We start from the raw sequence: 13006 nt of genomic DNA, 5'->3' as shown, positions 1-13006 counted from the left end.
GATGCACACGTGAGGTGTGCATCCGAGCGAAGTGTCAGCGGGTCGGGCTGGTGGCTGGGCGGTGGGGCGAGTGGCTGGCGACGGATCGCTCTGGTGCACAGATCACGAGTGCACGGGGGCTATCGGTCGGGGGGCGGGCCGGGTCGGTGCAACAGGGGCGATGTTCTCGAAGGTCACGATTTGGTCGCGGGGAGCGAGACCTCTTGACCGAACTAAGTAAGTAAACTGTACTAACTACATGGCCAGGACGACACCCCTCACCGACGCCCGCCGCGGGACCACCCGCATCGCCGCGCCAGCCGCGAAGATCCTCCCGGGCGACGCACGCCTGCACCACCGCGCGCTCGTCCTGCAGAACCTCGCGGACCACGGACCGCTGTCCCGCGCCGACCTCGCCCGCCTCACCGGCCTCACCCGCGTGACGATGTCCGACGTCGTCGCCGGGCTCCTCGAGGACGACCTCCTCGTCGACCTCGGGCCCCGCCCCGGCACCCGCATGGGCAAGCCCGCCACCCTCGTCGGCATTAACCCCACCGGCGCCTACGTCGCGAGCCTCGACCTCTCCGGCGAGCACGCCCTGCGCGGCGCCGTCGTCGACCTCGCCGGCACGATCGTCGTCCAGCACGACCTCGAGCTCGGCGAGGACCGCGGCGAGGACGCCGTCGACCGCACGATCGAGCTCGCCCGCCGCCTCCTCGCGGACGCGCCCGGCACCGTCCTCGGGCTCGGCGTCGGCACCCCCGGCGTGGTCGACGCCGAGGGCGTCGTCCGCAACGCCCCCAACCTCAGGTGGTCGCGCCTGCCCCTGCGCGACCGCCTGGCCGACGCGCTCGGCATCGCCGTCCACGTCGCCAACGACGCTGACACCGCCGCCCTCGCCGAGGACTCGACCGGTCGCACCGGCGGCGCGGGGCTCCTCTTCGTCGAGATTGGCCGCGGCCTCGGCGCCGGCATCCTCCTCGACGGTCACCTCCTGCGCGGCCCCCTCGGGACCGCGGGCGAGATCGGTCACGTGACCGTCGACCCGGACGGCCCGGAGTGCTCGTGCGGCCGCCGCGGCTGCCTCGAGTCGTTCCTCGCCGTCCCCCGCCTGCGCGCGGAGATCGCCGACCTCACGCCCGCCGGGGCGAGCGAGGCGCTCGCCGCCGCAGGCCGTCGTCTCGGGCTCGTCCTCGCCCCCGTCGTCCAGGCCCTCGGCCTGCACGACGTCGTCCTGTCCGGGCCCGAAGACCTCGTCGACGGCGCCCTGCGCGAGTCGACCGCCAGCACCCTCGTCGCGCACACCCGCCCCTTCGGCGAGGACGAGGTGCACGTCCGCATGTCCGCCCTCGGGCACGACGGCGTCCTCACCGGCGCCGCCGCGCTCGTCCTCGACGGCGAGCTGGGCCTCGCCTGAAGCCAAAGCCCACCCCCTCGCACGACCTTCACGACAGCCCCAGGCCGCACGCGGCCGAACCGGAAGGAAGATCAATGAAGATCCGCAAGATCGCGTTGCTCGGCGCCGCCGCAGCGCTTGCGCTCACCGGCTGCTCCACTGACGGGTCCACGACGGACCCGACGGCGGCCGCCCCGTCCGACACCGCCTCCGCTCCCGCAGAGGACCGCAGCATCACGCTCTGGCTCGCGGACCAGGAGAAGGACGTCGCTCCCGCGCTGCCCGAGTACCTCAAGAAGGAGTTCGCGGCCGCGACCGGCGCGACCCTCAACATCGAGTTCATCGGCTGGGGCGAGCTGCTGCCGCGCCTGTCGACCGCGCTGTCCAACCCCGACCAGACGCCCGACGTCGTCGAGATCGGCAACACGCAGGCACCGACGTTCACGACCGTCGGCGCCTTCTCCGACCTGACCGACAAGCTCGACGAGCTCGCGGGCGGCGACACGATCGTCCCGCAGGGCTTCGTCGACGCCGGCAGCGTCGACGGCAAGGTCTACGCCGTGCCCTACTACTGGGGCTCGCGCTACGTCTTCTACGACAAGAGCGCGTTCAAGGACGCCGGCATCGAGGTCCCGAAGACCCTCGCCGACTTCGGCGACGCCGCGAAGAAGCTCACGACCGACGAGAAGAGCGGCTTCTGGCTGCCCGGCCAGGACTGGCGCAACGGCATCTCGTGGCTCTTCGCCAACGGCGGCGACATCGCCGTCAACGAAGGCGGAAAGTGGGTCGGCAAGCTCTCCTCGCCCGAGAGCCAGAAGGCCCTCGCGCAGGTCAAGGACCTGTTCGAGAACGCGACGCACGCACCGAAGGACGGCGAGGACGCCGAGGCGTGGACGCCGTTCAACAACGGTGACACCGCGATGTTCATGGCCCCGAGCTGGGCGCGCTGGTCGGTGACCGAGGACCTCGCCGAGAACCTCGGCGCGTTCGCCCTCCCGGGTGTCGACGGCGGCACCGCCCCCGTCTTCGCGGGCGGCTCGAACATGGGCATCTCGAAGGCGTCGAAGAACCAGGACCTCGCGTTCGAGCTTCTCAAGGTCGTCTACTCCGACGGCTACCAGAAGGTCCTCGCCGAGAACGGCATGGGCCCGGTGCGTGACTCGTTCACGAGCCTCATGGGCGACGACGAGTTCGCGCAGGCTGCGATCGCGGCGTCCGCGACCGCCAAGCTCACGCCTGCCTCGGCCGGCTGGGCGTCCGTGGAGCAGTCCCGGGTCATGGAGGAGTTCTTCGGGAAGATCGCGCAGGGCGGCGACATCGCCGCGCTCGCGGCGGAGACCGACGCGACCCTCAACAAGGTCCTGAACTAGTCGCGGCTGCGGGGTGCCGGTCTTTCCCCCCGGACCGGCACCCCGCCCTGCAAGGAGACCCACCATGAGCGACCTCCTCGTCGCACCGCCCGCGCCGCCGTCGCGCAGGCGTCGGGACGCGAAGCGGCCCCCGAGCTCGAAGACCTCGCGACGGCTGCGGGCGGTAGCCCCGTACCTGCTCGTCCTGCCCGTCGTCGTGACGCTCGCCGTCGCGCTCGGCTACCCGCTCGTCCGCCAGCTCGTCATGTCGTTCCAGGAGTTCGGCCTGGCCCAGCAGTTCGGTGCGGAGCCCGAGTGGGTCGGCCTCGAGAACTACAAGACCCTCTTGACCGACGACGCGACGTGGGCGGTCATCATCCGCTCGCTCGTGTTCTGCGCGGTCAACGCGGCCGTGACGATGATCCTCGGCATGGCCGTCGCGGTGCTCAAGACGAAGCTGTCGACGTGGGTGCGGATCGTCGTCCAGTCGGTGCTCCTGCTCGCGTGGGCGATGCCCGTCATCGCGTCGATGACGGTGTGGCAGTGGCTGTTCGACACGCAGTACGGCGTCATCAACTGGCTGCTCGTCAAGCTCGGCTTCGGCCAGTACGCGCAGCACTCGTGGCTCCTCGAGCCCATGTCGTTCTTCTTCGTCGCGACCGTCATCGTCGTGTGGATGAGCGTGCCGTTCGTCGCGTTCTCCCTGTACGCGGCCCTCACGCAGGTCTCCTCGGAGCAGCTCGAGGCCGCGCAGCTCGACGGCGCCGGCGCCTGGCAGCGGTTCCGCCACATCACGGTGCCGACGATCATGCCGGTCGTCTACGTCGTCTCCCTGCTGCAGGTCGTGTGGGACCTGCGCGTGTTCGCGCAGATCTACTACCTCCAGGGTGCGGGCGGCCTGCGGTCGCAGACGGACCTGCTCGGCACGCACATCTACAACCTCGGCATCGGCCAGTCGAGCTACGGCATGGCCTCCGCCGTCGCGATCTTCATGCTCGTGCTCACGCTCGTGCTGACCATCGGCTACGTCCGCAAGCTGGCGAAGGAGGACTGACATGTCACGCAAGGTCTCCAACGCCCTCGGGCTGGTCGTCGCGCTCGTCTGGGTGTTCCCCGTCTACTGGATGGTGAGCTCGTCGTTCCTCGACTCGACCCAGGTGCGCAGCAAGGACCCGGTGTTCTGGCCGTTCGGCGGTGACGCCTCGGCGTACGGGCGCGTGTTCGACGACTCGTTCCTCGCGTCGATGCGCCTGTCGGTGACGGTCACGCTCATCACCGTCGTCGTCGCGCTGATCCTCGCGTTCCTCACCGCGATCGCGGTATCCCGGTTCCGCTTCCGCGGCCGCAAGGCGCTCGTCCTCACCGTGCTGATCGTGCAGATGATCCCCGCCGAGGGCCTGTTCATCTCCCAGTACAAGATGCTCGAGGGCTGGCACCTGCTGAACTCGATCCTCGGCCTGTCGCTCCTCTACGTCGCGGCCGTGCTGCCGTTCACCGTGTGGATGCTGCGCGGGTTCGTCGAGGGCATCCCCGTCGACCTTGAGCACGCCGCGATGATCGACGGCTGCTCGCGCACGCGCGCCTTCTTCGTCGTGACGTTCCCGCTGCTCGCTCCCGGGCTCGTCGCGTGCGGCGTGTACGCGTTCCTGCAGGCGTGGAACGAGTTCACGCTCGCGACCGTCGTCATGAGCCCGTCGAACCGGACGGTGCCGCTGTGGTTGCGCGGCCTGACGACGTCGTCGAACGCGGCGATCGACTGGCCCGGCGTCATGGCAGGCGCGGTGCTCGTCGCGGTGCCGGTCATGGTCTTCTTCATCATCGTGCAGAACAAGATGACGTCCGGCCTTGTCGCCGGCGCTGTCAAGGGCTGACACCGCAATCCCAGAGAGGTACCTTCCATGGAGATCGTGATCCTGCCGTCCGCGGCAGAGATCGGACGGCTCGGAGCCGACGTCGTCGAGAGGCTCGTGCGCACGTCGCCCGCGCCGGTGCTCGGCCTCGCGACCGGCTCGTCGCCGCTGCCCGTGTACCGCGAGCTGATCGCCCGGCACCGTGCAGGACTGTCCTTCGAGCACGTGCAGGCGTTCCTGCTCGACGAGTACGTCGGGCTGCCCGCCGGCCACGAGCAGTCGTACGCCCGCACGATCCGGCGTGAGCTGACCGAGCACCTCGACATGCCCGACGCCGCGGTGCACTCGCCCGACGGCGCCGCGGAGGACACCCCCGCGGCGTCGGCTGCGTACGAGGAGGCGATCGCCGCCGCGGGCGGCGTCGACGTGCAGATCCTGGGGATCGGCGCGAACGGTCACCTCGCGTTCAACGAGCCGGGCTCGTCGCTCGCGTCGCGCACGCGCATCGTCACGCTCACCGACCGCACGCGGCAGGACAACGCGCGCTTCTTCGACTCGATCGACGACGTGCCGCGCTGGGCCCTCACGCAAGGCCTGGGCACGATCAGCGACGCGAAGCACCTGCTCCTCGTCGCTACGGGCGAGGCGAAGGCCGCAGCGGTCGCGGCGATGGCGGAAGGGCCGGTGAGCGCGTCGTGCCCCGCGTCGGTCGCGCAGCTGCACCGCCATGTCACGGTCCTGCTGGACGAGGCGGCCGCGAGCCGCCTCACCGGGGCCGAGCGCTACCGCGAGGTGTACGCCCACAAGCCCGCGTGGCAGGGGCTGTGAGCACCGACGCGCTCGTCGCCCTCGACGTCGGCGGCACGAGCATCCGCGGCGAGCTGCTCCGCCCCGCGCGGGACGCCGGAGAGGTCGTCGACCTCGAGGTCCTCGAGCGCGTGCTCGCGGACACCCCGCGCGGAGGCGCGGAGCCCGACGGCGACGCGATCCTCGACGAGATCGAACGCGTCTGCAAGGCCCTCCTCGACTCCGCGACGTCGCACCGCGTCTCCGTCGGCGCGGTCGGCGTCGCGGTACCGGGCGTCGTCGACACCGCCGCAGGCGCCGTGCACCTCGCCGGGAACCTCGGCTGGCGCGACGTCCCCGTCGCCGCCGAGCTCTCGGCACGCCTCGGCGTGCCCGTCCGGGTCCACCACGACGTCGCGTGCGCCGGCCTCGCCGAACGCACCCTCGGCGCGGGCCGCGGCGTGCGCGACCTCCTCGCCGTCTTCATCGGCACCGGCATCGCCGCGACCCTGACCGTCGCGGGCATGCCCGTCACGGGCGGGCACCACGCGGGCGAGCTCGGGCACGTCCCCGTCCGCGAGCCCGGGCTGCCCTGCCCGTGCGGGCAGACCGGCTGCCTCGAGGTGTACGCGTCCGCACGCGCGATCGGCCGGGCCTACGCCGCCGCGACCGGCCGCGACGACGTGACGTCGCGCGACGTCGTCGCTGCCCTCGGCACCGACCCTGCCGCCGACGCCGTGTGGGACGACGCGCTCGACGCCCTCGCCCACGCACTCCTCGGCGCCATCACCCTCCTCGGCACCGAACGCATCGTCCTCGGCGGCGGCCTGTCCCTCGCAGGCGACGCGCTCGTCGCGCCGCTGCGCGAACGGCTCCTCGCCCGGGCGCGCGTCGCCGTCGTCCCCGACATCGTCACCGCGGGCCTCGGGCCGCGCGCAGGAGTCGTGGGCGCGGCGCTCGCGACGCTCGGTTGACCGGGTCTCGGCGCCGCAGCAGCCCCTGGCGTTGACGCACGTCAAGGTGGCGCCACGCCGTCGTCCCTAGCCTCGGGGCGAGGCCGCGCTCGCGGCCCGTGAGCGAAGGCGAGGACCCGACATGACGACTGTCAGCACGTGGACGCGGAACCGGTGGACGGTTCCCGGGGTGTCGGGGCTGCTGGTGCTCGCGTCGTTCGTGGCGCAGCGGTTCGGGGGTGCGACCGTCGGGGACGTGCTCATGGTCGCGGCGGCCGTCGTCGCGGGCGCACCCGTCGTCGTCAAGGCGGTGCGCGCTGCGCTCGTGCGGGTCGTGAGTATCGACCTGCTCGTCTCGGTCGCGGCGATCGGTGCCGTCCTGGTCGGCAACTACTGGGAGGCCGCCGCGGTGACGTTCCTGTTCGCCGTCGGGCATGCGCTCGAGACGGCGACGCTCGACCGGACGCGCTCCGCGCTCGCTGAGCTCGTCGCGCTCGCACCCGACGTCGCGGTCGTCCTGCGCGACGGCGAGCAGGAGGAGGTCCCGACGCGGGACGTCCGCACGGGCGAGACCGTCCTGGTGAAGAACGGCGCGAAGGTCCCCGTCGACGGCGTGGTCGTCGGCGGGTCCGGTGCGCTCGACGAGGCTTCGATCACGGGCGAGTCCATGCCCGTCGAGAAGGCCGACGGCGACCAGGTGTTCGCCGGCACCGTCGCGGTCAGCGGGTTCCTGCAGGTCCGCGCGACGGGCGTCGGCTCGGACACGACCCTCGCGCGCATCATCCACCGCGTCGAGGAGGCGCAGGACGCCAAGGCTCGCACGCAGGCGTTCATGGACCGGTTCGCGGCCTGGTACACGCCCGGCACGATCGTCCTGGCGGTCGTCGTCGGGCTGCTCACCGGCGACGTGGTGCTCGCGCTGACGCTGCTCGTCATCGGCTGCCCGGGCGCGCTCGTCATCTCGATCCCCGTGTCGATCGTCGCGGGCATCGGCCGCGGCGCGCGGGACGGCGTGCTCATCAAGGGCGGTGAGCACCTCGAGACGTCGGCACGCATCTCTGCGGTCGCACTCGACAAGACCGGCACCCTGACCGAGGGGCGTCCGTCGCTGACCGACGTCGTCGCGCTCGCCCCCGGCGTGACGCAGGACGAGGTGCTCGCGGTCGCCGCCCGCGCCGAGGCCGGGTCCGAGCACCCGCTCGCCCGCGCCGTCCTCGACGCGGCGCGCCGCGCCGGCCTCGCTGTTCCGGGGCTGCCGAGCAGCACCGAACCGGTCCCCGGTAAGGGCATCGTCGCCACGGTCGACGGCGCCCGCATCGTCGTCGGCAACCTCGCCCTGCTCGCTGCCGAGGGGGTGGACGGCGCGGCCGCCCACCTCGTCGTCGACGAGCTTGCCGCCGCCGGCCGCACGCCCATGGTCGTGGCGCGCGACGGCGTCGTCCTCGGGGTCGTCGGCGTCGCGGACCGCGTCCGCGCCGACGCGGCCGAGATGGTGCGCCGTCTGCACACTGCAGGCGTGCGCAACGTCGTCATGCTCACCGGCGACCAGCAGCGCGTCGCCGACGCCGTCGCAGCGCAGGTCGGCATCAACGAGGTGCGCGCCGGCCTGTTGCCCGAGGGCAAGCTCGAAGCGGTCGCCGCGCTGCAGCGCGACGGGTACGTCGTCGCGATGGTCGGCGACGGCGTCAACGACGCCCCCGCCCTCGCCACCGCGGACGTCGGCATCGCGATGGGCGCCGGAACCGGCGTCGCCCTCGAGACGGCCGACATCGCCCTCATGCGCGACGACCTGCTGATGATCCCGCAGGCCGTCTCCCTCGCCCGCCGCACCGTGCGGACCATGCGCCAGAACATCGTGGTCGCGCTCGTGACAGTCGCGACCCTGCTCGCGGGCGTGCTCGTCGGCGGCGTCACGATGGCCGTCGGGATGCTCGTCCACGAAGCGTCCGTCCTCATCGTCATCGCCAACGCGGTGCGGCTCCTGCGCCGCCCCCGCGAGGCCCGCGCCGCCCGGTTGACGCACGTCAAGGACCTCGCCGACGCCCGTTCGTAGTGTGCAACCAGAAGCCCGGACACCGGGACAGACCCCCAAGAGAGGAGCTCACCATGAGCACCCGCACCACCACCCGCACCACGCTGCGCGCCCAGGGCTTCAGTTGCCCGTCGTGCGTCGCCAAGATCGAGAAGCAGGTCGGCCGGCTCGACGGCGTCGACTCCGTGACCGTCCACTTCGCGTCCGCCCGCATCGAGATCGAGCACGACGCCGAGCGTGCGAGCGTCGACGACCTCGTCGCCGCCGTCGCGAAGGCCGGGTACACCGCGACGCCCGCCTGAGCGCTCCGCACAATCTGCCCCCAAGAGCCGAGAGCGCCCGCCACGAGGCGGGCGCTCTCGCGCGTCTCGCCCCCGAGATAGAGCTCTGGGCCGACGCGAGGCCGCGGGGTGGACGCGGAACGATCACGTCCACAGACGTATGGAGACCGTAGCCCTTACATACACATAGCCGCTAACTGTATGTAGGGTTGAATCATGCATACAGCAGACGAGAACGCCGCGAGCACGGGGATCGATGACGCGCTCCCGGTACCGGCGACAGGCCGTGAGGAGGACTACTGGGTCGCAGAGGCGGACGGGATGACGTCCCGGCGACAGATGGCGGCTGCGTCTGGCTCTTACGAGCGGACGATCACCCCGGCGATCGCTGACCTGCGGCTGAGCATCCCTGCTGACCTTGCTACCGACATCGAGGAGGCTGCTGCGGCTCTGGCGTCGTTCGACAGGTACGCCGCCTCTGCTCTGGGCCCGGACAGTCCGACTCTGGGGCCGATGAGCACGATCTTGCTGCGGACGGAGTCGACGTCGTCGTCGCAGATCGAGAACCTGACGGTCTCGGCGCGCCAGCTCGCGATGGCACAGATCGAGGAGTCGACCTCGGGCAATGCGCGTGTCGTGGCGGCGAACGTCTCTGCGATGGAGGCTGCGTTGCGGCTGGCTGACCACCTGGACGCCGCGGCGATCCTTGAGATGCATCGCGTCCTGCTCACCGCTCAGCGCGACGCCCAGCAGCACGCAGGGCGCTTCCGCGATCAGCTGGTGTGGGTCGGCACGAGCGCGGTGTCGCCGCGGGGAGCCGCGCACGTCGCGCCGCATCACGAGCGCGTCCCTGGTGCGATCGAGGATCTTGTGGCGTTCATGGGTCGCGACGACCTGCCGGTCCTGGTTCAGGCGGCGATCGCTCACGCGCAATTCGAGACGATCCACCCCTTTGTTGACGGCAACGGCCGCACGGGGCGCGCGATCGTCCACGCCCTGCTGCGCTCGAAGGGCCTGGTGGTCAGCACGACGGCGCCCGTCTCTGCTGGCCTGCTGACGGACACCCGCGCGTACACGGACGCGTTGCAGGCGTACCGACGCGGTGACGCGGCGCCGATCGTCGAGCAGTTTGCGCGAGCGTCCCTGTTCGCGGCGAGCTCGGGAACCCGGCTCGTCGACGATCTGGCCGCCCAGCTCGATGATGCGCGCGCGGCGTTGAAGCAGATGCGACTGCGCAGCAACGCCGGCGCCTGGAAGGTCTTGCCGGCGCTCGTCGCGCAGCCAGTCGTCAACGTTCGCTTCTTGCAGGACCACGTCGGCATGAACCAGGTTGGCGCGCACCGCGCGCTCGACCAGCTCGTGTCGGCGGGCGTCCTTGTCGAGCGCACCGGCTTGCGCCGCAACCGGGTGTGGCAGCACGCGGGCATCGTCGCTGTGCTCGACACCTACGCCGAGGGCCTGCGGCGCGAGTAGCCGCGGCTGACCTGCGACGACGCAAGAGAAGAGACCCGGCCCTGAGCTAGCGGACCAGGTCGTCCAACGCTGCGGCGTCGCGCACCAGGAGCTCGCGCTTGCCGCGCGACTCGACGAGCCCCGCGTCGGCGAGGGCGCGCAGCGACCGGGACAACGACTCCGGCGTGGTCCCGAGGTAGGACGCGATGTCCTTCTTGCTGAGCGGCAGCTCGATCAGCAGGCCCTCGGCGTGGGGCTGGGCGGGCAGGTCGAGCAGGTAGCCGACGAGGCGCCGCTCGACGGGCGCGAGCGTCTGCGCGGTGAGCCGCTCCTCCGTGCGGGAGAGCTGCGTGGCGAGGGTCGCGAGCATCGCGACCCCGACGCCGGGGTGCGCGTCGAGGAGCGGCTGCAGGTCGGCGTGCCGGAACTCGCACAGCACGGTCGCGCCCATCGCGGTCGCCGTGTGCCCGGGCGTCGCGCCCGTGAGGAATGACTCGACACCGATGAAGTCACCCGCGTCGAGCACGCGCAAGAGGTGCTCGCCGCCGTCGGGCGACGAACGGGTCAGGCGCAGCCGGCCCGAGTTCACCACCAAGAGGCTCGCGACACGGTCACCCTCGACGTACACGGTCTCGCCGTCGGGCAGACGACGCGGCCGCGCGACGTCGTGCACCTCGCGCTGCTCCACGGGCGTGAGCCCGGCGAAGATCGGCACCCGCGACACGCACACCGGCAACTGCGACATGCCTCGAGCCTAGGCCGCCGTCCAGTGTGCGTCGTGTCGCGTGCGCCGCGGCAAGCCTGAGGAATAGCGTCGGCTCCGTGAGCATCCCGGCGATCACGATCGACGGACTGACGGTCCGTCGCGGCCCGCGCACGGTCCTCGACGGCCTGCGGCTGTCGATCGCGAGCGGCACCGTGACGGGCCTGCTCGGCCCGTCTGGCGCGGGCAAGACGACGCTCATGCGGGCGATCCTCGGCGTCCAGCTCGTCGAGTCGGGCGACGTCACGGTGCTCGGCGAGCCGGCGGGCAGTCCCGGGCTGCGGTCGAGGGTCGCGTACGTGACGCAGGCGCCGAGCGTCTACCTCGACCTCACGGTCCTCGAGAACCTGCGGTACTTCGGCCGGACGCTCGGCCTGCGCGGCCGCGCGCTCGAGGGGCAGGTCGCCGCCGTCGTCGAACGCGTCGACCTCGGCAGTCACCAGCGCGCCCTCGTCGGGCGTCTGTCCGGCGGGCAGATGTCGCGCGTGTCGCTCGCGACCGCGCTGCTCGGCGCGCCCGAGCTGCTCGTCCTCGACGAGCCGACCGTCGGGCTCGACCCGGTCCTGCGCGAGTCGCTGTGGGGCCTGTTCGCCGGCCTCGCCGCAGACGGCGTGACGCTGCTCGTGTCGAGCCACGTCATGGACGAGGCGGAGCGCTGCGACCGGCTCGTCCTGCTGCGCGACGGCGCAGTGATCGCCGACTCGACCCTCCCCGAGCTGCTCGCCACCACGGGCGCGTCGAACGCCGACGGCGCCTTCCTCACCTTGGTCCGCAGGGAGCGCCCATGATCGCCACAGCACGCCGGGTGCTCGCGCAGCTGCGCCACGACCCGCGCACCCTCGCCCTGATCGCGGTCGTGCCGTGCGTGCTGCTCACGCTCCTGTGGTGGGTGTACGACGGCGGGCCGGTGTTCCAGCAGATCGGCGGGTCGCTGCTCGGCATGTTTCCCGTGATCATCATGTTTCTCATCACGTCGGTCGCGACGCTGCGGGAGCGTTCCACGGGTACGCTCGAGCGGCTGTTGACGCTGCCGCTGCCGAAGGCGTCCTTCGTGCTCGGGTACGGGATCGCATTCGGCTTGGTCGCGACCGTGCAGGCGCTGCTCGCGTCGGCGCTCATGATGGGGCCGCTCGGCCTCGACCCGCAGGGGCCGTGGCCGCTCATGGTGCTCGTCGCGGTCCTCGCGGCGCTCCTGGGGATGTCCTTCGGGCTGTTCGTGTCGGCGTTCGCGAGCACCGAGTTCCAGGCCGTGCAGTTCATGCCCGCGGTGATCCTGCCGCAGTTTCTGCTGTGTGGGCTGCTCGTGCCGCGCGACGAGATGCCGCGTGCCCTCGAGCTCGCGTCCGACGTGATGCCGCTCTCCTACGTCGTCGACGCGATGACGGAGGTGACCCGTCACGAGTCGCCCGACGTGCTGATGCCGCTCACGATCGTGGTGGGGTTCATCGTTGCGCTGCTGCTGCTCGGTGCGGCGACATTGCGGCGCCGCACGCCCTGAGCACGGCGGCGCGCTGGTGCGACCCGGCGCGCCCTGAGGCCGGCGCCGCGACGCTTGGGCGCGCTCCCGTGGTCGGCTCCGCGGGCCGCAAGGCTCGTCCGCGCTCGGCTACCGACCGGCTCAGCCGAGCCGTTCCTCGACGAGGGTGCGCACGGCCTCGACCGAGCGGCTGTCGAGCCAGCGCGGGACGTCCGTCAGGTAGTCCGCGTACTCGGTGCCGAACTTCTCGGCGAGCGCCTCCTCCTCGGCGGGGATCTGCCGGGTGTGCAGGAGGTACGCGACGGCGGCCGCGGGGGCGAGCGCGAGGACGGACCGTCGTGCGACCGCGCGCGCGACGAGGACGCCGACCAGTCCGACGTACATGGGGTTGCGGGTTACGGCGTTGACGCCGGACGTCACGAGGGTCGACGCGTCGGGGACGCGCGGGTCGACGGTCGTGCGGCGTCGGGCGAAGTCCGCGGCGGACGCACCGGCGAGCGTGAGCGACGCGACGCCGAGCGCGGCCCCAGCGGTGCGCGCGAGCGCTCCGCCGCGCTTGCGCGAGACTACGGACTGGGCGAGCCACGCTGCGCCCGCGAGCACGACGGGCGGCACGCGGCCGTCGGTGACACCGAGGTCTTTGGTGATGTTGGTCGTGTTCATGGCGCTTCCTCCTGGTGTGCGACCC

At 71.9% G+C, this 13006-nt stretch carries 13 protein-coding genes; 11 read left to right on the top strand and 2 right to left on the bottom strand.

Features of this window, described 5'->3' with window-relative positions; translation table 11 throughout:
- Window positions 1-238 precede the first annotated feature (238 nt).
- The 9 genes from ATL41_RS07810 to ATL41_RS07770 all read left to right on the top strand — a co-directional run bounded on the left by ATL41_RS07810 (window position 239) and on the right by ATL41_RS07770 (window position 10099).
- The gene (locus ATL41_RS07810) at window positions 239-1396 is read left to right on the top strand and encodes an ROK family protein (protein WP_098457976.1); all 1158 of its coding nucleotides are present in this window, start codon (window positions 239-241) and stop codon (window positions 1394-1396) included.
- Between the two features lie 74 nt (window positions 1397-1470).
- Window positions 1471-2745: an extracellular solute-binding protein gene (locus ATL41_RS07805; RefSeq protein WP_098457975.1), complete on the top strand. Its 1275-nt coding sequence runs from the start codon at window positions 1471-1473 to the stop codon at window positions 2743-2745.
- A gap of 64 nt (window positions 2746-2809) precedes the next feature.
- Window positions 2810-3778: a carbohydrate ABC transporter permease gene (locus ATL41_RS07800; protein WP_098457974.1), complete on the top strand. Its 969-nt coding sequence runs from the start codon at window positions 2810-2812 to the stop codon at window positions 3776-3778.
- A gap of 1 nt (window position 3779) precedes the next feature.
- Window positions 3780-4595: a carbohydrate ABC transporter permease gene (locus ATL41_RS07795; protein WP_098457973.1), complete on the top strand. Its 816-nt coding sequence runs from the start codon at window positions 3780-3782 to the stop codon at window positions 4593-4595.
- A 27-nt stretch (window positions 4596-4622) separates the two neighbouring features.
- On the top strand, window positions 4623-5402 hold the full coding sequence (nagB, locus tag ATL41_RS07790; protein ID WP_098457972.1) for a glucosamine-6-phosphate deaminase: 780 nt from the start codon (window positions 4623-4625) through the stop codon (window positions 5400-5402).
- Window positions 5399-6334, top strand: coding sequence for an ROK family protein (locus ATL41_RS07785; RefSeq protein WP_098457971.1), 936 nt, complete (start codon window positions 5399-5401; stop codon window positions 6332-6334). The genes nagB and ATL41_RS07785 overlap by 4 nt, the downstream gene beginning before the upstream one ends.
- A 121-nt stretch (window positions 6335-6455) precedes the next feature.
- The gene (locus ATL41_RS07780; RefSeq protein ID WP_098457970.1) at window positions 6456-8366 is read left to right on the top strand and encodes a heavy metal translocating P-type ATPase; all 1911 of its coding nucleotides are present in this window, start codon (window positions 6456-6458) and stop codon (window positions 8364-8366) included.
- Between the two features lie 53 nt (window positions 8367-8419).
- On the top strand, window positions 8420-8647 hold the full coding sequence (locus ATL41_RS07775; protein ID WP_098457969.1) for a heavy-metal-associated domain-containing protein: 228 nt from the start codon (window positions 8420-8422) through the stop codon (window positions 8645-8647).
- 300 nt (window positions 8648-8947) lie between these two features.
- Complete coding sequence (locus ATL41_RS07770; RefSeq protein WP_425432684.1) at window positions 8948-10099, top strand: Fic family protein; 1152 nt, start codon at window positions 8948-8950, stop codon at window positions 10097-10099.
- 46 nt (window positions 10100-10145) lie between these two features.
- On the opposite strand, the gene ATL41_RS07765 is transcribed toward ATL41_RS07770, so the two are convergent.
- Window positions 10146-10823 carry a Crp/Fnr family transcriptional regulator gene (locus ATL41_RS07765; protein WP_098457967.1) on the bottom strand — a complete coding sequence of 226 codons (678 nt, stop codon included), beginning with the start codon at window positions 10821-10823 and terminating at the stop codon, window positions 10146-10148.
- Window positions 10824-10900: 77 nt separating this feature from the next.
- Between ATL41_RS07765 and ATL41_RS07760 the strand changes: the two genes are divergently transcribed.
- Both ATL41_RS07760 and ATL41_RS07755 read left to right on the top strand, forming a co-directional pair.
- A complete protein-coding gene (locus tag ATL41_RS07760) occupies window positions 10901-11629 on the top strand; it encodes an ABC transporter ATP-binding protein (RefSeq protein ID WP_245854686.1) in 729 nt (242 codons plus the stop codon).
- Window positions 11626-12339 (top strand): ABC transporter permease, encoded by a 714-nt coding sequence (locus ATL41_RS07755; protein ID WP_098457966.1) that lies wholly within the window; start codon window positions 11626-11628, stop codon window positions 12337-12339. Before ATL41_RS07760 ends, ATL41_RS07755 begins: the two co-directional genes overlap by 4 nt.
- 120 nt (window positions 12340-12459) lie before the next feature.
- On the opposite strand, the gene ATL41_RS07750 is transcribed toward ATL41_RS07755, so the two are convergent.
- Window positions 12460-12981 carry a methyltransferase family protein gene (locus tag ATL41_RS07750; RefSeq protein WP_098457965.1) on the bottom strand — a complete coding sequence of 174 codons (522 nt, stop codon included), beginning with the start codon at window positions 12979-12981 and terminating at the stop codon, window positions 12460-12462.
- Between the last annotated feature and the right edge of the window lie 25 nt (window positions 12982-13006).

The sequence above is a fragment of the Flavimobilis soli genome (assembly GCF_002564025.1).
Lineage (GTDB): Bacteria > Actinomycetota > Actinomycetes > Actinomycetales > Cellulomonadaceae > Flavimobilis > Flavimobilis soli.
The sequence above is the reverse complement of the archived record's forward strand: the minus strand, read 5'-3'. Positions and strand labels throughout refer to the sequence as shown.